The sequence below is a fragment of the Streptomyces sp. NPDC086777 genome, assembly GCF_040702065.1.
Lineage (GTDB): Bacteria > Actinomycetota > Actinomycetes > Streptomycetales > Streptomycetaceae > Streptomyces.
Map to the genome: position 1 here is coordinate 355,419 of NZ_JBFBJI010000004.1, position 20,892 is coordinate 376,310.

Annotated in this window: 14 protein-coding genes; 7 read left to right on the top strand and 7 right to left on the bottom strand. The window is 71.3% G+C overall.

What is annotated here, in order from left to right:
- Window positions 1–395: 395 nt before the first annotated feature.
- Window positions 396–1,196 (bottom strand): FkbM family methyltransferase, encoded by an 801-nt coding sequence (locus tag AB0472_RS08510; RefSeq protein WP_366354549.1) that lies wholly within the window; start codon window positions 1,194–1,196, stop codon window positions 396–398.
- Between the two features lie 436 nt (window positions 1,197–1,632).
- Window positions 1,633–2,526 carry an SDR family oxidoreductase gene (locus tag AB0472_RS08515; protein WP_366354550.1) on the bottom strand — a complete coding sequence of 298 codons (894 nt, stop codon included), beginning with the start codon at window positions 2,524–2,526 and terminating at the stop codon, window positions 1,633–1,635.
- 350 nt (window positions 2,527–2,876) lie between these two features.
- Here AB0472_RS08515 and AB0472_RS08520 point away from each other — a divergent pair, with 350 nt between their 5' ends.
- The 6 genes from AB0472_RS08520 (at window position 2,877) to AB0472_RS08545 (ending at window position 16,497) form a co-directional block, all read left to right on the top strand.
- Entirely contained in the window at window positions 2,877–3,428 is a 552-nt protein-coding gene (locus tag AB0472_RS08520; protein ID WP_366354552.1) for an EF-hand domain-containing protein, read from the top strand.
- Window positions 3,429–3,779: 351 nt separating this feature from the next.
- Complete coding sequence (locus AB0472_RS08525; RefSeq protein WP_366354554.1) at window positions 3,780–4,571, top strand: methyltransferase domain-containing protein; 792 nt, start codon at window positions 3,780–3,782, stop codon at window positions 4,569–4,571.
- Between the two features lie 26 nt (window positions 4,572–4,597).
- Window positions 4,598–5,860: a cytochrome P450 gene (locus AB0472_RS08530; RefSeq protein ID WP_366354555.1), complete on the top strand. Its 1,263-nt coding sequence runs from the start codon at window positions 4,598–4,600 to the stop codon at window positions 5,858–5,860.
- Window positions 5,857–13,086, top strand: a complete 7,230-nt coding sequence (locus AB0472_RS08535) for an amino acid adenylation domain-containing protein (protein WP_366354557.1) — start codon at window positions 5,857–5,859, stop codon at window positions 13,084–13,086. Before AB0472_RS08530 ends, AB0472_RS08535 begins: the two co-directional genes overlap by 4 nt.
- 4 nt (window positions 13,087–13,090) lie before the next feature.
- Window positions 13,091–15,619: an FAD-dependent monooxygenase gene (locus AB0472_RS08540; RefSeq protein WP_366354559.1), complete on the top strand. Its 2,529-nt coding sequence runs from the start codon at window positions 13,091–13,093 to the stop codon at window positions 15,617–15,619.
- A gap of 44 nt (window positions 15,620–15,663) precedes the next feature.
- Window positions 15,664–16,497 (top strand): methyltransferase, encoded by an 834-nt coding sequence (locus tag AB0472_RS08545; RefSeq protein WP_366354561.1) that lies wholly within the window; start codon window positions 15,664–15,666, stop codon window positions 16,495–16,497.
- Window positions 16,498–16,580: 83 nt separating this feature from the next.
- Here AB0472_RS08545 and AB0472_RS08550 read toward each other — a convergent pair whose 3' ends face one another.
- The 3 genes from AB0472_RS08550 to AB0472_RS08560 form a co-directional block, all read right to left on the bottom strand.
- Window positions 16,581–16,811 (bottom strand): acyl carrier protein, encoded by a 231-nt coding sequence (locus tag AB0472_RS08550; RefSeq protein ID WP_366354562.1) that lies wholly within the window; start codon window positions 16,809–16,811, stop codon window positions 16,581–16,583.
- Window positions 16,795–17,868, bottom strand: coding sequence for a beta-ketoacyl-ACP synthase 3 (locus AB0472_RS08555; RefSeq protein ID WP_366354563.1), 1,074 nt, complete (start codon window positions 17,866–17,868; stop codon window positions 16,795–16,797). Before AB0472_RS08555 ends, AB0472_RS08550 begins: the two co-directional genes overlap by 17 nt.
- A gap of 581 nt (window positions 17,869–18,449) precedes the next feature.
- On the bottom strand, window positions 18,450–18,794 hold the full coding sequence (locus AB0472_RS08560; protein WP_366354565.1) for a MerR family transcriptional regulator: 345 nt from the start codon (window positions 18,792–18,794) through the stop codon (window positions 18,450–18,452).
- Window positions 18,795–19,489: 695 nt separating this feature from the next.
- Between AB0472_RS08560 and AB0472_RS08565 the strand changes: the two genes are divergently transcribed.
- Window positions 19,490–19,864 (top strand): hypothetical protein, encoded by a 375-nt coding sequence (locus tag AB0472_RS08565; RefSeq protein WP_366354566.1) that lies wholly within the window; start codon window positions 19,490–19,492, stop codon window positions 19,862–19,864.
- Window positions 19,865–19,990: 126 nt separating this feature from the next.
- Here AB0472_RS08565 and AB0472_RS08570 read toward each other — a convergent pair whose 3' ends face one another.
- Both AB0472_RS08570 and AB0472_RS08575 read right to left on the bottom strand, forming a co-directional pair.
- Window positions 19,991–20,305 (bottom strand): SCO5918 family protein, encoded by a 315-nt coding sequence (locus AB0472_RS08570; RefSeq protein ID WP_366354568.1) that lies wholly within the window; start codon window positions 20,303–20,305, stop codon window positions 19,991–19,993.
- A 47-nt stretch (window positions 20,306–20,352) separates the two neighbouring features.
- Window positions 20,353–20,586 (bottom strand): CBS domain-containing protein, encoded by a 234-nt coding sequence (locus tag AB0472_RS08575; RefSeq protein WP_234381058.1) that lies wholly within the window; start codon window positions 20,584–20,586, stop codon window positions 20,353–20,355.
- Window positions 20,587–20,892: the final 306 nt, after the last annotated feature.

Here is a 20,892-nt window from a genome sequence, read left to right on the forward strand (position 1 = left end):
GAAAGCAAGCGATCTTCGTGACACTGTCGTCAACTCCCCCTCAAGCCAACACTTTTGGCCATCATAGGATCACCACGCAGCCGGCAGTCCACGTGAGGAGATGCACCCGATCAAGGTGTGACAAAAAATCACCTGGCGCCTGCCCCGAGGTGAGGCCCTCGTGACGTGAGCGGCATCAAGACCGGCTCGCCGCCCGGACAAGGCGGCGCGCGCGGCGGAACCGGGCGAGAGAGCCGCAGCTGCGGGCGATGACAAGGACTGGGGTGGCTCGGGGGTGCCGTGGGCTGAGCTCCTGCCGTGGTCCTCCCGGAGCGGCGTGGATCCCCCCGTGAGTGGCCGCCCGGCGGGGAAGACGGCACATGCGTCGACCACCGGGTGCCGGGTGCCACATGCGGTCAGGGCCTGATCGCGAACACCATGCCGATGTCGCCGGCCTGCTGGACCGGGTTCTGCTCGGTGCTGACTGTGAGGCCGTGTGTGAGGAGGATCGCGCAGACCGCCTCGCGGTTCTGCCGCCAGTGCTCCACCTCCACCACGGCCTGGCGGACCAGCGGCCAGTGCCGTTCCTCGATGCCCCTGAGTACCTCGAGTTCGGCGCCCTCCACATCGATCTTGAGCAGGTCGATGCGTTCGATGCCCTGCTCGTCGAGCGCCGATGACAGGGTCCGGACCTTCACCCGGTGCGTCTCAAGGCGCCGCATCACCCGCAGCTTGCGGCCGACGAGCACAGTGAGAATGGGCAGGGGCACGCGGCGCAGGACCGGTCCCAGGCCGCCCTGACTGATCATTTCGACAATGCTGGCGGTGACCCGGCGCCGCTCAGCCTCGATGTTCCCCTGATCTCGCGAGGAAGAAGAGAAGATCGTGGCGGCCGGAACGTAGCTGAAATCGAGCTCGTCCTCGCGAGACGCCAAGCCGTAAGGGAGCGCGGTCAGGCGCCCGTCGAAGAAGTCGCGAGCGTTGCGCTCGAGAGTCGCGTGGAGTGGGGGCAACGGCTCGAAGGCATAGATCCGCACGTCCCCGTCCAGCCGTTCGTACACGGTCGCCGAGAACACGCCGATGTTGGCGCCCACGTCGAGTACCGTCGCGCCCGGCGTGCACACGATGCCGTGGGTGAAGTAGCCGCCCACCTCCTCGCGCAGGAAGGACACCTCCCACGGATTGATGCTGTGCAGCTCCATCACATTCATGGCCATGACAAAGTCAGTACCAGCACCGGGACGGCAATCCAACCCGTGCGGTTCACTTCGGCCGATTCCCTCGCCTGGCGGTACGGCCGTGCCGGCCACGGGCGCCGACTGCCGAACACCCACCACGAGGTCCGTCCGGTGCCCCCTCGGCGGAGCGACTGCGGCCCGGCCGGGGCGTCACCACGAACCCCCGGCCGTCATCAGCCGGGGGGTTCGTGGTGGAGCGGCTGACGAGAATCGAACTCGCGCTCTCACTGACCTGCGCAGATGGCTTTTGCGCCGGCGGTCGTGCGGCTCGGATCGCACCGCTATCGACCGTGGCGAGGTGTCCCGCCCGCACCTGGTTTCCTGCCGGCTTCTGGGCCATACCACTGGAGCGCCTGACCGGTGAGGGCAGCGACGCACTCGCATGCGCGCGTCGCACGTCCCGCGAACAGCGCGTTCAGTTCCTGAGGTTCGTCCACACCGATGTGCCGCCGAAGACCCGGTCCAGCGCACGGTCGGGCAGCAGCCTGGACAGCACGCGGCTGCCGGTCGCGTCCCGGCCGACGGTGTAGCGGGTCCTCGGACGCGCCGCGACCAGCGCGCGGAAGATCGCCCGGGCGACGTCGTCCGGGGTGGTGCGGCTGCTCCGGGCGGAGGTCTCGTTGGCTTCCATGAAGCCGAGGAACGAGTCCCGGTAGAGCTCCTGGACCGGCTGCGGGGCGCTGTCCAGCGCCCGGTTGCCCGTGTCGGACATCTTTCCCCACAGCGGGGTCAGGACGGCGCCCGGCTGGATCACCACGACCGGGATGCGCTGTGGAGCGAGCTCGCGGCGAAGCGTGTCGCTGAGTGCCTCCTTGGCGAACTGGGAGGCTGCATAGGCTCCGAGGTAGGGAAGAGCGACGTTCCCAAGGCCCGAGGACACGTTGACGATCCGTCCGGCGCCGGCCCGCAGCAGCGGCAGGAACCCCTGGATCACCTGCACCTGGCCGATCACATTGATGTCGAGCTGCCTGCGCATCAGCTCCGCCGGCACGCACTCCAGCGGAGCCGTGACCGCGATGCCCGCGTTGTTGACCAGCCCCCACAGCCCGGCGTCGCCGGTCAGCCCGGAAACCTCGTGCACAGCCGCCTGGACCGACTTCTCGTCCGTCACATCGATGATCACCGGGGTCAGCCGGCCGGTGGCGGCCCTGCACAGCCGTTCTCCGTCCGCGGGCCGGCGCACCCCGGCGACGACGTGGAAACCGACCCGGGACAGATGGAGTGCACAGGCTTCCCCCAGGCCGGAGGAGGCCCCGGTGATCAGTACGAACCTGCCTGCGGGTGGCGTCGGACCCGACGGTTTCAACACGTGTTCACTCCAGTTCAGGACTTGGACGCGGACAGAACCGTGTCCGGCGAATCCGCCCGCGATCCGCCGGCGAGCCACTCCGCCCGCCTGCCGTGACAGCCGCGGACCACACGGCCGGATTCCGTTTTGTTCGGTCGTGAGCGGTATCAGCCGTCCCACAGTAGAGGCGCCTCGCTCACGACGAGCCACCTCTGCGCGCGTGTCGGTCGGCGCCGGACGCACACCTCGAAAGGACGCGGATCAGCCGAAGGGATGAAAGGGCGGGGCGGGCGGTCGTCGGCAGGTGCGCTCCACAACCGGTCAAGGAATGGTTTCCCGTGACACCCCCCCACGCCTCCCGAGGAGGACGTATGACTGCCGCTGTGCAGGACCACATCACCACCAAGCTCGAACGTACCTTCGAGACCATGGACGCCAACCACGACGGCTACCTGGACTGGACGGACTACCAGAAGCTCGCCGACCGCTACATCCAGGCGTACAAGCTCGACAAGAACGACCGCCGGGCCAGGGCTCTCCAGACCTTCTGCCAGATCTACTGGCTGGAGCTGCTGCGGCACGCGGGCGTGGACGGGGACCGGCTCACGAAGGACCAGTTCGTCACGGCCAACCGCCTCGCGGTCATCGACACCAGCCGGCTCAACGTCACCGAGGGCGGCGGCCACGCGATCTTCGACGTCATCGACGTCAACGGCGACAACGAGATCAGCAAGGACGAGTTCGCCCGCTTCCTGCGGGACGTGTGGAAGAGCGAAGCGCCCGACGCGATGGACATGTTCGCCAAGCTGGACACCGACGGGGACGGCGCGATCTCGCGCCACGAGTTCATCCGCGCCGTCCGTGAGCACTTCCTCTCGAACGACCCGGACGCGCCGGGCAGCCTGTTCTTCGGGCGTATCTGACCGGCTCCGGGCCGGCTGATCCCGCAACCGCACTCCGAGGCGGCGGCTGCCCGACCGGCGGCGGTCCCCGGAGTGCGGTTGCGGCTCTCGTCCCCGGGGCACCGGTCCACGGCCGCCCGGGCGCACCCCCGTTCCGGCGGGTGGGTGATACCTGTACGGCCGAAGAGGTGAAGCCGGGGGTCGTGCACCCCCTGCGATGTGCCTCGCTTGCCATCATCGACGCGTTTACCGCCCGTAACACCGCAAGCCCGGTCGCACCGGCCGAGGGACCCCATCCGCGGCCCGGCCGATGGCTCGACGAACCGTGAAAGGCCTCCGATGCTGACGCAGCACCGTCACACGTCCGGTGAAGTGGGAACCTTCTACGACCGTCACACGGATGTGTACGACCGTGCGCTCGGCGGCAACATCCACGTCGGCTACTGGGACGACGCGGCGGACGACAGCTCGATGCAGGTGGCGACCGACCGGCTGACAGACCTTGTCGCGGAACGTCTCACCCCGGCCGAGGACCAGCACCTGCTCGATGTGGGATGCGGCCACGGGAGCACCGCGGCGCGCATCATCGCCCACCACGCCGTACAGATCACCGGTATCAGCGTCAGCGACTACCAGGTGGACCTGGCCAACAGCCGCCCCCAGCCGGCGGACCTTCCCGGACGGGCCACGTTCCGGCTGGCCGACGCCATGGAGAACCCCTTCGCCGACGAGACGTTCGACGGTGCGTACGCCATCGAGTCCTTGATGCACATGAAGGACAAGGCGGCGGCCCTCGGACACATCGCACGTGTCCTGCGCCCCGGTGGACGGCTGGTCATCGCCGAACACGGCCTGGAGGGCGAGCTCAACGGCCCGGACGCGGCCCGTATGGCCGACGCGTACGCGTACTTCAAGTTCTCGCTGAGCGACGACAGGTACGGCGAGCTGCTGCGGAAGGCCGGACTGGAGGTGGTGGACCACACCGACATCACCGAGAACGTCCGGCGCTGCTACGACAGCATGATCCGCGGCTGGCGGGACGCCGCACGCGATTCCGACGGCGAGGTGGCGCGCTACTGGCAGACGGCCGCCGACCTGGGCGAGTGGTTCTTCTGCGAGGTCCCGCAGCTCCGTTACGGACTCCTGACCGCTGTTCGCCCCTGAGTGCCGGCTCTTGCACTCGAGGTGCCATGTCCTCCCTGACCTCCCGGCCCCGCTGCCCCTACCGCCTGGACGGCAGCGCAGCGGACGTGCACGGCGAAGCCGCGGCGCTGCGTGCGCTGGGGCCCGCGGCCCGGGTCGAGCTGCCCGGTGGCGTACCGGCGTGGTCGGTGACCGACCCGGCTCTGGTCCGACGGCTGTTGATCGACTCCCGGGTCTCCAAGGACGCCCACCGGCACTGGCCCGCCTTCGTCGACGGTGACCTCCCCGCCGACTGGCCGCTGCGGATCTGGGTCGACATCCGTACCGTCCAGACCGCCTACGGGCCCGACCACAGCCGGTTGCGTCAGCCGTTGGTTCCCGCGTTCACCGCCCGCCGCGTACGGGCACTCGTCCCGTGGATCGAGAAGACCACCGACGCGCTGCTGGACGACCTCGCCGAAGCGGCCGCCGCCGCCCCCGACCGGGTCGTGGACCTGCGCACGCACTTCGCCGCGCGCCTGCCGTGGCGGACCGTCACCACGCTGGTCGGCCTGCCGGAGGCCATGCACGACAGGTTCCAGGCCGTCAACGACACTGTCTTCACCACGGACCTGAGCGCGGAGCGGGCCGAGGCCACCGCGGCCGAGGCCGCGTGCCTCCTCGCGGACCTGATCGCGCTGAAGACCGAGCATCCCGGCGACGACGTCGCCGGCGCTCTGGTCGCCGCGCATCGCGAGGGCCTGATGGACGAGCGGGAAGTGGCCGACAACATCTGGATGGTGCTCGGCGCCGGCTACGGGACCACGGCGAACCTGCTCGACCACGCCGTGGTCAACCTGCTCACGCACCCGGACCAGTTGGACCTCGCCCTGTCGGGCCGGGTCGGCTGGGACCGGGTCGTGGAGGAGACCCTGCGGCACCAGGCTCCGGTGGCCAACTTCATGATGCGGTTCCCCACCGAGGACATCCACGACGGGCCGACCGGGCTGACGTTCGCGCGGGGCGACGCCCTCGTCGTCAACTACGCAGCGGTCGGCCGCGACCCCGGGGTGCACGGCCCGGACGCCGATCTCTTCGACGTCACCCGCACCACCGCCCGCGAGCACCTGGCCTTCAGCCACGGCCCCACCTACTGCCTGGGGGCCGAGCTCGCCCGTCTCGAAGGCCGTGTCGCGCTGTCGGCGCTCTTCGCCCGGTTCCCCACCCTCGAACTCGCGGTCGGGCGCGACCGTCTGACTCCGCTCCCTTCCCTCATTTTCAACGGGCACCGGGAGATCCCAGTGCGGCTCGAAGGAAACCCCCACAGTTGAGCACCCATCACCAAGCGCCGCACCAGCTGACGGCCTACCAGCGGGACGTATGGGCCGTCGGCTCCCAGGCGCCGGAATCACCGCAGTTCAACTGCGTTCTCCACGAGCTTCTGAACGGTGCTGTCGACCCTCACCGGCTTGCCGCCTGCGCGGAGCAGGTGCTGCATCGCCATGAGACGTTCCGGCTGCGGTTCGCGCACGACGCCGGCACTCCCTCTCAACGGGTGGTGCCGGAGAGGGTGCCGGTCGTCGTGGTCGACCTCTCCCAGGAGCCCGAGCCGGACACCGCCTGCACCGAGTGGATGCACAGATCGCTGGCCGACGCCCTGCCGCTCGGCGGCGGCCCCCTGGTCGAAGCCACCCTCCTGTTGCAGAGCCCGGACGTCACGCATCTGCACATCAAGGCACACCACATCGTCGCCGACGGCTGGACCCTCGACCGGCTGAGCCACGAGATCCTCCAGGAGTACGCCCGGGAGCCGCACGGCGATCCGCGGCCAAGTGCCCGGGAGACATCCTCCTACCTGGCGTTCGTCGAGGAGGAGGCCGCCTACCGTTCGGGACGGGACGGCGACCGAGACCGTGCCTTCTACCGGGAGTACCTCCGGGGCGTGACGCCCGCGCTCTTCGGCCGTACGACGGACAGCGGCCCGCGTGCACGCGGTCGCCACTCGTTCGTGATCGACGGTGCTCTCGTCGACCGGGTCCGCGCCGCGGGCTACTGGCCCTTCACCTACGTCGCGGCCATGCTCGGCACCTACCTGACGCGGCTGCACCGGAGCGAGGAGGTGGTCCTCGGTGTTCCCTTCCTCAACCGTCCGACGGAGCGGCACCGGGACGTCCTCGGCCAGTTCGCCAACACCCTGCCCCTGCGGGTCGCGGCGCCCGGCGGGCTGACCGTCCGGGAACTGCTGGACCGGATCCAGGGCGGGACCCGCGTACTGCGGCGTCATGAGCGGCTCTCGCTCGGCGACATCCTGCGTGAGGCGCCCGCGGCGGCGCGGGCTCCGCGGCAGCTCTTCGACGTGACGCTCTCCTATCTGAACTGGCCCCGGCCGAAGACTCCGGGAATCGTGCGGCAGGGCACCCTGATGGCCCCCTCGCACGACCGGGACGCCCTGGGCGTCCTGGTGTCCGCCTTCGACGACACGACCGACGTCCGCGTCGACCTGGACTACGCCCGGGACGTCTTCGACGAGGACCTTCCGATCACCTCCGTGGCGGGCCACCTCACGACGCTCCTGGAGCGCGGGCTGGACCTGCTGGACCGGCCGCTGTCCGACGTGCCCATGCTGTCGCCGGCCGAACACCAGGACCTCACCGCCGGACGTGCCCACGGCGGGCACGTGCCCTTCGCGGACCAGGCCACCCTGCACGGGCTGTTCGAGGCGCAGGCAGCCCGCCGGCCGGACCGGACGGCGGTGGTCGCCGCGTCCGGGGAGACACTGACCTACGCCGAGCTCGACGAACAGGCCAACCGTGTCGCCCGGGCCCTGCGTGCGGAGGGCATCGGCCCGGACGACCGTGTCGCGGTGATGATGGAGCGGGGGCCGCGACTGCCGGTCGCGCTGCTCGGCATCCTGAAGTCCGGCGGCGCCTACGTGCCGGTCGACCCCGGCCACCCGGCCGAGCGGGTGGAGTTCCTGCTGCGCGACAGCCGGGCCAAGGTGGTGATCGTCGACGACGACGCTCCCGCCGGTCCGCACGCGGACGCGGCGGTGCGGTGCGTCGGTGACCTGCTGACCGGCGGCGGCGCCCCGGTCGAGCCGCTCGCCACCTCCCGCGACCTCGCCTACGTCATCCACACCTCCGGTTCGACCGGGCAGCCCAAGGGCGTCATGGTGGAGCACCGCAGCGTGGTGAACCGCCTCGCGTGGATGCAGCGCCGCCACCCCCTCGGCGAAGGGGACGTCCTCCTTCAGAAGACGCCGGTCTCCTTCGACGTCTCGGTGTGGGAGCTGTTCTGGTGGGCGGCCGAAGGGGCGGCCCTGGCCCTGCTGCCGCCCGGCGGCCAGCGGGACCCGCGCGAGGTCCTGCGGGCGATCCGCGAGCACCGGGTCACCGCCGTGCACTTCGTTCCGTCGATGCTCGGCCCGTTCCTCGACCTGCTGGAGGAGTCGGCGGCGGCGCGCGAGGTCCTCGGCACCCTGCGGTACGTCTTCTGCAGCGGTGAGGCCCTGCCTCCCCCGCGCGTCGAGCAGTTCAACCGCCTGGCCCAGCGGCGTCGTCGCGAGAGCGGCGCCGAACGGTCGGCACGGCTCGTGAACCTGTACGGCCCGACCGAGGCGACGGTCGACGTCTCCTTCCACGACTGCCCGGCCGATCCCGCCCACGGCATCGCGCGGGTGCCCATCGGCCGGCCGATCGACAACACCCGGCTGTACGTGCTGGGCGCCGACGACCTGCCGCAACCCGTCGGCGTCGGCGGCGAACTGTGCATCGGCGGAGTCGGCGTCGCCCGTGGCTATCTCGACCGCCCGGAGCTGACCGCCGAGAAGTTCGGCAGCGACCCGTTCGTGCCGGGCGGCCGCCTCTACCGCAGCGGCGACCTGGCCCGGTGGCTCGCGGACGGCACCCTGGAGTACCTCGGACGGATCGACGACCAGGTCAAGATCCGGGGCAACCGCGTCGAGCCGGCCGAGGTGGCCGCGGCGCTGTGCGCGGTCCCCGGGGTGCGGGACGCCGTCGTGGTGGGCCGAACCGTCCCCGACCGGGGCACCGTCCTGGCCGGCTACTACGTCGCCGACGCCCCGATCGACACCGCACTGCTGCGCGAGCGGCTCGGGCGGACGCTGCCGGCGTTCATGGTCCCGGCCTCCTTCACCCGGATCGACGGCATTCCGCTGTCTCCCAACGGCAAGGCCGACCACGACGCGCTTCCGGCACCCGACGACACCCTGAAGGCCGCCGGGGACGGGCAGCCGCGCAACCGTACCGAGGCGGTCCTCGCCGAGGTCTGGGCCGGCGTCCTGGGCCAGGACGCCGTGGGGGTGCACGACGACTACTTCGCCCTCGGCGGAGACTCGATCACCATGCTCAGGGTGCGCGCCGAGGCGGAGGCCCGCGGCCTGCGTTTCTCCCTCACCGACCTGCTGCGCAACCCGACGGTGGCCGGCCTCGCCCGGTGCGCCGAGGAGTGCGACGCAGCCGGGACCGGGAGCGCCCCGGCGCCGTTCGCCCTCGTGGCCGACGTGGACCGGGCCCGGCTGCGGGACGCCGAGGACGCCTACCCGCTGACCCGGCTCCAGCTCGGCCTGCTTTATCACAGCCGCAGGCACGAGACCTCGGCCAGGTACCGGGACGTCTTCCGCTACACCCTGGACATGCCGTGGAACGAGGCGGAGTTCCGGCACGCCTTCGACCTGCTGACGGCACGGCACCCGGTCCTGCGGTCGGCCTTCGACCTGGCCGGCGCCGAACCGCTGCAAGTCGTCCGCCCCCGGGTGCGGGGCGGTCTGGAGATCGCCGACCTGCGTCCACTCGACAGGGCGGCGGCCGAGGCCGAGGTCAGCGCCCACATCGAGACCCGCCGCCGCCACCCCTACGTGTTCGACCGGCCGCCGTTGTACCTGTTCCGCGCCCATGTGCGGCCCGACGCCGTCGACCTGGTCCTCAGCTTCCACCACGCGCTGCTCGACGGCGGCAGCGTCGCCACCCTGCTCCGGGAACTGCTCCAGGACTACGCCCACGGCCTCGGCCTGGACATCGGCCCCGTCGAGGACACCGTGCCGCCCTCACCGGCGGCCCACGTACGGCTGGAGCAGACCGCCCTGCGCTCGGAGGAGTCCCGGCGCTACTGGCGCGGGAAGCTGGCCGGCTGCGGACCCGCGCCGATCGAGTCGTTCTCACCCCACCTGCCCGGCGCCGGCCACCAGCCGGCCTCCCGGCGGGTCGACCTGCCCGGCGACCTGGTGGAGCGGGTGCGGCACTTCGCGGCCGAACACGCCCTGCCGGTGAAGTCCGTGCTCTTCGCGGCGCACACGCTGACCCTGGCCATGCTCGCCGGCACCCGTGACGTCACCACCGGCCTGATCACCCACGGCCGGCCCGAACTGGCCGGGGCGGAGCGCACCGCCGGGCTCTTCCTGAACACCGTGCCCGTACGCCTGGACACCGCGCGGGAGAGCTGGCTGGAGGTGGCACGCGAAAGCCTCCGCCAGGAGCAGGACGGCCATCCGCACCGCCGGTACCCGTTGAGCGCCGTCCAGGAGGACCACGGCGGGCCCGTCCTCGACACCGCCTTCAACTACGTGCACTTCCACCAGCTCTCCCCCGTCCTCGGCCTGGCCGGCCTGTCCCTCAGGGAGTTCCGCACCTGGGAGGAGAACGACTTCCGTCTCCTGGTGAACGCGGTCACCGAACCGGACGGCACCGGCATGTGGCTGCGGGTCGACTGCGACGGTGCGACGTTCTCGGCCGCCCAGGGCGACCTCTTCGCGACCTCCTGGCTGCGCATCCTGCGCCGCCTGGTGGAACAACCGCACAGCAGGCCGGGCCTCGCCTTCCTCGCCCCCCGGCCCGTCCTCGCCTCCCCCGCCGAGCACCCGACGGTCGTGGCACGCTTCGCCGAACAGGCCGCGCGTACTCCGGACGCGACCGCCGTGGTGATGGGCGAGGAGCGGTGGACCTACGCCCGGCTGGCCGAGGCCGCCGAGAACGTGGCCGACCGGCTGTGCGCGCTCGGGGCCCCGGTCGGCGCCCGGATCGGGATCGCCATGAACCGGTCCCCGCTGACCATGGCGGTGCTCCTGGGTGTCATGCGGGCGGGCTGTGCGGTCGTCCCGATGGACGTCGGCTACCCCGCCGCCCGGCTGGCCACGATGGTGGAGCAGGCCCGGCCCTTCCGCGTCGTGGCCGAGGCCCCGTACGCCCACCTCGCCGGTGATCCGGCGCTGCTCCTGCCCGCCGAGTCGGTGGCCGCGCCCGCAGCGCCCTGCCCGGCGCGGGACGGGACCGACCCGGAACGCACCGCGCACGTGCCACGGGACGGCACGGACCCGAAGGACACCGCGTACGTCCTGTTCACCTCGGGCTCCACCGGGACCCCCAAGGGCGTCGCCATGCCGCACCGCACCCTGGCCGCCCTGGTGGCCTGGCAGGCCGGGGCGCCCAGCGCGGCCGTCGGCGGTGTCACTCTCCAGTACGCACCGCTGAGTTTCGACATCTCCTTCCAGGAGATCTTCGCCACGCTGAGCTTCGGCGGCACCCTGTGCCTGGCCGGCGACGCGGAGCGGCGTGACATGCCGGCGCTGCTGCGGCTGCTCGACCGCGAGCGCGTCGAGCAGGTCTTCCTCCCCCCGGTGGCCCTGCAACAACTGGCCGAAGCCGCCGGCACGCTGGGCATCACCCCACGGACCCTGCGGGTGATGATCACCTGCGGCGAGCAGCTGCGCGTCACCCCGGAGATCCGCAAGCTGTGCACCGGGCTCCCGGGAGCCGTCCTGGAGAACCAGTACGGTCCGACCGAGACCCACGTGGTCACCGCGTTCACCATGACCGGTGACCCCGCCGCCTTCCCCGCACTGCCCCCGATCGGCGTCGCCGTCGACGGGGCCGAGGTGCACGTCCTGGACAAACGGATGCGTCCGGTGCCGACCGGGGTGCGGGGAGACGTGTACCTGGGCGGCGGCTGCCTGGCCGACGGCTACGAGGGCCGCCCGGACCTGACCGAGGAGCGCTTCCTCCCGCATCCCTTCGCGGGCGGGGACCACCGGCTCTACTACACCGGCGACGTCGGCATGGTGCTGCCCGGCGGCGACGTCGTCTTCCTCGGACGCGACGACGCGCAGGTCAAGGTACGGGGCTTCCGAGTGGAGCCGGCCGAGGTGGAACTGGCCCTCACCGGCCTCACGGCGCGGTACCCGGGACTGCGTGACGCCGCGGTGGTGGCCCGCCGACGGACGGACGGCGAGACCTTCCTCGCCGCCTTCCTCCTCGGCGAAGGCACGGACGAGGAACTGGCCGACATCCGTGAGCGGCTGCGCGCCACCCTGCCCGACTACCTGGTCCCCTCGCACCTGCAGTGGGTCTCCCGGTGGCCGCTGACCCCCAGCGGCAAACGTGACGACGCCGAGTTGCGCCGCGTCCCGCTGACCGTTCCCGGCCGCGCGCCCGCCGCCGCGCCGCGCGACGCCTACGAAGAGGCACTGACCGAGATGCTGGCGGACGTGCTGTGCCTGGACACGGTGGGCGTGCACGACAGCCTCTTCGACCTCGGAGGCACCTCCCTGGCCGCGATGCGGCTGGTGGTCCGGATCGAACAGCGCTACCGGGTGTACATCCCCCTCGCGGAGTTCATCGCCACCCCCACCCCCGCCGGACTCGCGGCACGGCTGCGCGACGGCGGAGCGAGAGCCGTGTTCGACCCTCTGGTACCGATCCGTCCGCAGGGCACCCGCCCACCGCTGTTCATGGTCCACCCGATGGGCGGCAACGTGCTGTGCTACGTCGCCTTCGCCCGGCATCTCCCCGACGGCCGCCCGCTGTACGCGCTCCAGGCCGCCGGAGCTGACCCCGGCACCACCCCCCTGCGCAGCGTGGAGGACCTGGCGGACAGCTACCTCACCGCGCTGCGTACGGTCCAGCCGCACGGCCCCTACACCATCGGCGGATGGTCCTTCGGCGGCTTCGTGGCCTTCGAGATCGCCCGTCGGCTGCGCGCGGCCGGCGAGCAGACCGCCCTGTTCGTGCTGGACACCACCGCCCTGGAGCAGGGGCCGCGCACCGCGCACGACGACGACGGCCTGCTGCAGTGGTTCGCCCACGAACTGCTCTGGCCGCGGCTCGGCTCCACGTCACCGGCACGGATCATCCCCGACGGACTCGATTCACCGCAGGAGAGGTTCGCGTTCATCGCCCGTGTCGCGAGCGAGCGGGGCGTGCTGCCGGCCGGCAGCTCCGGGGCCGTCGTCCGCCGCCTGTTCGGCGTCTACCGGGCGAACTGGCAGGCGACACTGGACTACCGGCCGCCGCGCGAACACCAGGACCTCACACTGATCCGCGCCGCGGAGCCGCTGCCCGCCGTCCTGTCCGGTCTGCACGACGCCGCCCGAACCCGGCACCAGGACCCCTGCAACGGCTGGAGCGCGATGACCAGTGGACGGATCCGGATCGTCGGCGTCCCCGGTGACCACCTGACGATCATGGAGGAGCCGCACGTGGCACACCTGGCCGGCACCGTCGCGGAGCTGATCGACGACCCCGCCCGAACCGGCCCGGAGAGCTGACGTCATGCCATCGGAACGTCGCACCAGAGCCCTTGTCATCGGCGCCGGCATCGGCGGTCTGACGTGTGCGGTCGCGTTGCGGCGCGTCGGCATCGACGTCGAGGTCCACGAACGCGCCGCCGAACTGCGGGGCGCCGGCTCCGCTCTGTCGGTCATGAGCAACGCCGTGACCGCCCTGGCCGGCTTCGGCATCGACCTGGGCCTGGACAAGCGCGGTCAGGCCGTGGAGTCGTTCAGGTACCTGGACCGGCGCGGCCGACGGATCAGGGACCTGCCCTTCAAGGACGCCTGCGACCGGGCGGGCGCGCCCAGCTTCTGCATCAGCCGCGCGGACCTCCAGGAGGCTCTGCTGGCCGAGGCCGGGGACTGCCCCATCCACCTGGGATCGACCGTCACCGGCTTCGAGACCGCCGACGCGGCGGTCACCGTCCGCTTCGCCGACGGCCGTTCGGCGAGCGGGGACATCCTGATCGGCGCCGACGGCTTCCACTCGGCGGTACGGCGCCACCTGGTCGGCCCCGAGCAGGCACGGGACGCCGGCTACCTCTTCCGGCTCGGTGTCGTCCCCTTCCGGCATCCCTGCCTCACCACGGGCGCCGTCCGCCACTACTGGGGCAGCGGACAGCGTTTCGGCCTCGTCGACATCGGCCACGGCCGCTGCTACTGGTGGGCCGCCATGAGCACGCCCGACGACGCTCCCGGCCCGGGCCGTGTCAAGGACACCGTCAGCCGGGCCTACGAGGGGTGGGCCGACGAGGTGCGGGCAGTGATCGAGGCCACACCCCAGGCGGACATCCTCACCGTCCCGTCCCACGACCGGGCCTTCCTGGAACGATGGGGCGACGGCCCCGTCACCCTGCTCGGCGACGCCGCCCACCCCATGCTGACCACGCTCGCCCAGGGAGCCGGCATGGCCATGGAGGACGCCGTCGTACTGGCCCGGACGCTGGCCGGGCCGACGACCGGCGACGACCCCGTGCGGGCCCTGCGCACCTACGAGGAACTGCGCCGCGACCGCACCCGGGCGATGGTGACCGGATCCCGCAGAATGAGCGAACTGACCCAGGGAGCCGACCTGCGCCGACGTCTGGTCCGCAACGCCTACTTCCGGTTCGTACCCCGTCACGTCCTCGTCCGGCAGACCGCTCAGGCCCTCACCCACCCGGACGGTCCGGCCACCGAACCAACCAGTGTCCAGCGCGAGTTGAGCCCGCTGGAGCGCCTGTACTGGATCGCCGACCGGACCTCACCGCTCAACGTGATCGCCCGCGCCCGCGTCCACGGACACCTGCCCCCGGCACTGCACCGCCGCGCCCTGGACACCCTCCAGCTCCGGCACCCCCTGCTGCGCGTCGCGATCAGCGACGACGGCACCGGAGCACACCCCGCCTTCGTCCCGCTCGACGGGCAGCAGATCCCGCTGCGGCACGTCCAGGTGCCACCGGACGACCCCACGGCCGACACCCGGTGGGAGCGCGAGGTCAACGAGCACGAACTCGTGGCGGGCGTGGACTGGCGCACCGGCCCGCTGCTGCGAGCGGTGGTGATCACCGGAAGGGACGAGACGGGGAACGTCCACGACCTGCTGCTCACCGCCTCGCACATCATCGCCGACGGCAAGACGTGCCTGTCCCTGGTCCGGGAGTGGATCGAACTCGCCGCACAACTGGACCGGGGCACGCTGCCCCGGACCGCCCCGCGACGGGTCCTGCCGGCGACGGACGACCTGCTGCCGCGCCGCCTGCGGGGCGCGGCGGGTGTCGCGGAGTTCAGAGCCATGATGCGACGGGAACAACGGGCGGCCCGGCGGCGCCCCGCACAGCGGGTCGCCCCCAGCCGTCGAGTCCCGTTCGAACAGCGGCGCACCCAGATGGTGCACAGATCCCTGCCGTTCACCCAGGTGAATCTCCTGGCGGAGACGGCCGGACGACAGGGCACCACGGTCCACGGAGTGCTGGCCGCCGCGCTGGTGACGGCGGTCGCCCGGGACGCGGAAGCCGCGGCGGGCGCTCATTTCTCGATCGGCTCCCCGGTCGACTTCCGCGGTGACCTCGAACCGGCCGTCTCCCCCGACGAGGTCGGCACCTACGTGGCCACGGTGCCCTCCCGCGTCCGCTACACACCCGGTGGGCCGTTGTGGCCGATGGCCCGGGAGATCAGTCAGGACCTGGTGCGGCGCCGCAGGCGCCAGGAGCACCTGGCCACGATCAGCCTGCCGCGCTGGGCGGGACCGACGTCGCTGGCGGACAGCGAGTCGTTCATGCGGTTCATGGACGAGGAGGGACCGATCAACCTGTGTCTGTCCAACGTCGGCCGCTACGAGTTCCCCGAACGAGTGGGCTCGTGGCGGGTCGGCGACGCCCAGTTCCTCACGGGCGTCTCGGTGATGGGCGCCGTCGTGGCGACGACGACCACGAGCCATGACCAACTGGCCTGGAACTTCAGCTACGTCGAGGACATGGTCCCGGCACTGCGCGCGGAGCGCATCGCCGACGACACCGTTCGCACCGTACTCTCCGCCCTCGCCGAGTGACCGGCCCGCACGCCGTTCCCTTCCTGTCGAAAGGTTCCCTTCCGATGACCGATTCCTCGATCCGGACGCCGACGCGTCGCCGTGTCCTGCCCGTCGGCGAGAACGGCTCGCTGTGGGAGACCCGGCCCTCGTGCGGGATCTTCGAGTTCCGCGGCACGCGTCTGCGGCTCGTCGTGGAGGACCCCGCCGAGATCCTGTTTCCCACCGACTGCGGGCTGAGCCTGATCAGCGCTCTCAACGGTGACAACGCCCCCGCGCTGGAAGGCGTGAACGCCCTGGACATCGGAGCCGGGTCCGGTCTCTACAGTGTCGCCTTGCTCGCGGCCGGAGCCGACCGGGTGACCGCCCTGGACATCAACCCGGCGTCCGCCGCCCAGACCACGGCCAACGTCGTGGCCAACGGTCTCGACGGCACCCGGCTGACCTGTGTCACCTCGCCGCTGGAGGAGTACACCCCCGACGAACGGTTCGACCTGGTGATCACCAATCCGCCGCACCTGCCCTACGACCCGAGCTACGCGACGGGAAACGGACTGGAGACGGCTCTCGTCGCCCGCAGGGGCGGTCGCGCGGTGTACGACTCCGTCGTGGAACGCATGGACACGCTGCTCGCGCCGGGCGGCACCCTGCTCATGGCGCACTCCTCGCTCGCCGACATTCCCCGTACCGTCGCGGAACTCACCGCGCGCCGCTACGCGTCCGAGACGCTGGAGATCTTCGAGATGGACATCCCGCTCCTGGCGTACACCGAGCACAAGGAGACCATGCTGACCCTGCTGAAGGAGCGGCGGGCGGCGGGGCAGGCGGAATTCGACGGGTCACGCTTCACCGTGCACGCCCTGATGTTCCGGCGTCCCGCGGGCACCACCGGTCGCTGACGCCTTTTCGACACTCCCCGGCACCACGCCCGAACGTCACGACGCAGGGCCCTGCGCATGTCCCGGCGGGCCCTGCGCACCCATCAGACCGCCGCGTCCTGCTGTTCTTCCGCCTTGTTCCGCATCAACTGCGCGATCTCCGCCAGAGTGCCCGCACCGGCGAGTTCATCGAAGCTGATCTCCACGCCGGGGTCACCTTCCAGCACGAAGGACAGTTCCACCACGAACAGGGAGTCCAGGCCGAGGGCCGTCGGCGTGGCCTCGGGGGAGACCAGCTCGGGCCGCACCTGGAACCTGTCAGTCAAGATGTTCACCAAAAGGTCGTACATACCGTCTCTCCGGGCTGAGTTCGTGCGGGCTTTGGTCCGGGCTTCTGAAGTGCGGCCACACGAGAGTGGTGGCTCCCCAGGTCAGCCCGCCGCCGAAGGCCGTGAGCAGGACGCGGTGTCCGGGCCTGAGGTCCCCCGCGCGGTGGGCGTGATCGAGCAGGATCGGAATCGAGGCGGCCGAGGTGTTGCCGACCTGCTCGACATTGGACAGTGCGCGCTCCGCGGTGACGCCCAGCCGCTCGGCGAGCATGACAAGGATCCGCGCGTTCGCCTGGTGGGCGACGATCCGGTCCACGTCCTGCGGCTTCCACCGCGCGGCGTCCAGCGCCGCGCGGGCGGCGGACGACATGTGCCGCACAGCTCGCCAGAACACCTCCTGCCCCTCCAGCCGCAGATACCGGTCCGCCGGGACACCGCCGCCACCCGACCGTTCCTCGGAACCGCCACCCCGTACGGTGATCAGGTCCCGGCCATCGCCATCGCTGCCCAGCACGCAGCGCCCGAGAGCGCCGGGCTCCTCGCAGTGGCCCGAACGCAGGACGACGGCGCCGGCGCCGTCGCCGAACAGCATGCTCGTGGGGTCGTCCGGAGCGACGCTCAGCGACAGCGAATCGGTACCGACCACCAGAACGCTGTCAGCCGTGCCCGCGGCGATCAGGCCCTGCGCGACCGCCAGCCCGTAGACGAAACCGGCGCACACGGCCTGGACGTCCAGCGCGACCGCTCCGGCCATTCCCAGTCGTGAGGCGACACTTGGAGCAGTGCCGGGGCACGGCCTGTCCGGCGATGTGGTGGCGACGACCACGGCGGCGACCTCGCCGACCGCCGACCGGGCCAGCGCCTCGCGGCCGGCCTCGACCGCCAGGTCCCCACTGGTGGTACCCGGCTCCACGACGTGCCGGGACCGGATGCCGGAGCGCTGGTACATCCACTCGGGCGACCGGCCCAGACGCTCGGCCAGTTCCTCGTTGGCCACGCGGCGCGGCGGCACCCAGGATCCGACCCCCACCAGGACGGACGCCGGGACCGCTTGGGCGCTCACGTCCCCCACCCTCGACCCGGGCGACCCACCGGGAGCCTTGCCGCGGCATCCGCGCTCCCTTCCCGAGCAGACCCTCGGGCGAGACTCCACGTAGTCACCCACATACGCACTGCCTCATGAAGCACAGTCGTATCACGTCGAACGCCCCGGTCCCGAGCGACGCGCAGCCCCGACCGGCTGCCGTACGGATGTCGGCCAGGACCAACGGTGTGAGGTCGGCGCGGTCGGCGGGCCACTGGGTGAACTCGTCCTCCAAGCGCTGCTGCCGGGCGTCGGTCCTGGCCCGGGCCGAGCATGCGACAGACGGCTGGGGCACTGATCCGGGCGTCGGCTGCACTGTGTGATCGCGGCGCGGCGGTGGGGCTCGCCGTCCCCGAACCGCGGCATCGGTGCGCAGCCCTCCTGATGCCCACCTTGAGGTCGGCCCGGTGAGGGCCGCGGCCGGACAGGCGGGAACCGGCCCAGCTCCATCCCGTCGCTCCCGCGACAGCCGGCGCTGTCGTCACCCCCACCGCGGGACTTCCGGCCCGCACTCTCGTGTGGCCACCACAAGGCGCTCCGGGTGGCCCGAGCGCACGCGATCAGCCGGAACCGGAGCTGCCGGCCGCCTCGTCCGCGGCACGACGGTACTCGGCGTTGATGCGCTGAGCTTCCTCGAGCTGGTCCTCGAGGATGACGATGCGGCAGGCGGCCTCGATCGGGGTGCCCCTGTCGACGAGCTCGCGGGCGCGAGCGGCGATCCGCAGTTGGTAGCGGGAGTACCGGCGATGCCCGCCCTCCGAGCGGAGCGGAGTGATCAGACGAGCCTCGCCGATGGCTCGAAGGAAGCCCGGGGTGGTGCCGAGCATCTCGGCTGCCCGGCCCATCGTGTAGGCGGGGTAGTCGTCGTCGTCCAGAAAATCACTAAGAGGGTTGTCTGCTGTCATGTCACCTCGCTGTGCAACGCGTCGAGGGGCCTTGGTGCCGTACGGCACCAAGGCCCCGAAGGAAATTCAACACCATCTGTCGGCCCTACTGCTGTGCCGACCTTCTGTTTCCGCTGTCCGGCCCGCCAGAGGGCGGGGTAGCGGGGGATCGCAGCTGCTTGACCGGGGACCACCATCCATTCCGGGGTCTTGCGGTACCCGGGCCGAGTGCTTCTCGGGCCGGGCGATCCTGATGGCGTCTGCTCCTCCGTTTCTCTCTGAACCAACCACTGGATGAATCGGCACTGCGGTACTGCTGCGGCAGCTCCTCGAGATACGAGCCGCCCAGTGCGGCTCCCAGCGCCGTCGCCGTTCTGGGAAACCTTGGCTTCGAGGCTCGAGAGCCGCACTGACCTGCGAACTTCGTGTACAGCTACCCGCCAGTTCGTTTCTGCCGGGTCTCGTTCGACTGTGTTCTACGACAGGAAGCATAACCACGCCGAGAGGCAATGTCTACTCTGGCAAGAGTAGATTTCACCCCTACGGCAGACGAGGAATCCTGCCACCTGCGACGATGGCCTCCCCCTGGGTCGTCGCGCGCGGCGCCACGACGGAGGCGGCCCCTCGCCGCTCGGTCAGGAACCGCCTCCCGCCGTCCGCGAAGTTGCCCCCCGCGGAGCCGGCCCGAGACGGGCAGCTGAATAGGATCTGCTCTCATGTCGAACCCTGATGAACTGCTTGTCGCTCTCTCCGCCGCGGTGGAGACCGAGCGCAGCAATCAGATGTCGCTGACCGTGGTCGTGGGCGGCGCCGTCATCACCGGCCGGCTGGCTCCCGAGGCCGTGTGGAGGGAGCGGGTGGCGGAGGTCCTCATGGGATCGGACCGCCTCGGCCCGTTCTCCGGCGTTTTCACCGGCGGCCCGCGAGGGGCACGGCCCGGCCGCGGCGGAGATCCCACGCATCTGCACTTCCATCTCGCGCGGATCCTGCAGGGCAGCCTCGGTATCCCGGAGACGGGCGGCATGTACCGAGTCGCGATCAAGGACGTCAGCGCGTGGACCGTGGGTGATTTCAGCTACTCCGACCAGTGAGACGCCGTCCCCGCCCCGGTGCCGGCCAAGAGTCTCCGAGCGGACGAGGACACAGCGGTGGGGGCTCTGTCGACGCGCGTCAACAGAGCCCCCACCGGGATACCGAGGGCGGTTGCCCGCCCGTCCTCACACGTCCACAGGGCAGGTGCCGTCGAGCAGTGCCGACGGGGTTCGGAGCGGAAGGGGAACGCTCACGGGCGCGGCCTCGGGGCTGTCGTGGCAGGTGAAGCCGAGGCGCGCCATGGCCCGGGTGACTTCACCGACGGTGAAGTCACGGCGATCCTGTCCCGTGGCGACCTGGCCCACCTGCTTGACGGGGTAGCGACGGCGGCCGATGGTCACGGACGCGCCCGTGACCAGCTCGGGCGTGACGCCCTTCATCGAGGCCAGCACCCCGATCCTGGTGAGGTCGAACGGGTACCGGGCGATGACACAACGCATGATGCCTCCCAGGCATGGCGGAAAGGAACTGACCCGGGCGGGGTGGATCAGCCGCGGACGGGAACAGGCCGGAGCCGGCTGCCGAGGACGTCCCGCAGACGGATGCGGTCCGTGTACGTCGAACTGGCACGGAGAACGGCGAGCCGGGCCAGCGTGATCGAACCCGTGCTCTGGTCGTCCCCGTCGCACACAGTCAGGTACTCGACACGTGCACCCGCCATGACGGCCAGAGCCACCTCGACGGTCATGTCGTCACAGACCCGAGGCCCGTACGCCTCCATGCCGTCGACCACGGTCGTCGATGCGTGGTCCGCCACGCGGCACTGCGTCTGAGTCGTCGTCAAAAAAGCCTCCTGCGGCGAGGGTTGGTCGGCTCGGTGGCCATTGCGGCCTGGGGAGACCACTGCGGCTCCGGGGTCGTGCAGGGCTGGGGCAGGCCTAGGACCGCCCTAGGCCTGCCGAGTCGACGGCGGTGCGCCGCTGTGCCCATTGGCGCACCCCCGCGCCCGCGGGGCCCCCCCGGGCGGGGCGGCCCGGAAGGGCCCCCGGCGGGGGAGACCGGCGGGGGGGGCGCGCCCCCGGCCGGG

What these genes read in the sequence shown, in the direction of transcription:
- AB0472_RS08565 (WP_366354566.1), top strand. Translation starts at nt 19,490, where the DNA reads ATGTCGAACCCTGATGAACTGCTTGTCGCTCTCTCCGCCGCGGTGGAG.
- AB0472_RS08545 (WP_366354561.1), top strand. Translation starts at nt 15,664, where the DNA reads ATGACCGATTCCTCGATCCGGACGCCGACGCGTCGCCGTGTCCTGCCC.
- AB0472_RS08560 (WP_366354565.1), bottom strand. Translation starts at nt 18,794, where the DNA reads ATGACAGCAGACAACCCTCTTAGTGATTTTCTGGACGACGACGACTAC.
- AB0472_RS08510 (WP_366354549.1), bottom strand. Translation starts at nt 1,196, where the DNA reads ATGGCCATGAATGTGATGGAGCTGCACAGCATCAATCCGTGGGAGGTG.
- AB0472_RS08520 (WP_366354552.1), top strand. Translation starts at nt 2,877, where the DNA reads ATGACTGCCGCTGTGCAGGACCACATCACCACCAAGCTCGAACGTACC.
- AB0472_RS08575 (WP_234381058.1), bottom strand. Translation starts at nt 20,586, where the DNA reads ATGGAGGCGTACGGGCCTCGGGTCTGTGACGACATGACCGTCGAGGTG.
- AB0472_RS08570 (WP_366354568.1), bottom strand. Translation starts at nt 20,305, where the DNA reads ATGCGTTGTGTCATCGCCCGGTACCCGTTCGACCTCACCAGGATCGGG.
- AB0472_RS08540 (WP_366354559.1), top strand. Translation starts at nt 13,091, where the DNA reads ATGCCATCGGAACGTCGCACCAGAGCCCTTGTCATCGGCGCCGGCATC.
- AB0472_RS08530 (WP_366354555.1), top strand. Translation starts at nt 4,598, where the DNA reads ATGTCCTCCCTGACCTCCCGGCCCCGCTGCCCCTACCGCCTGGACGGC.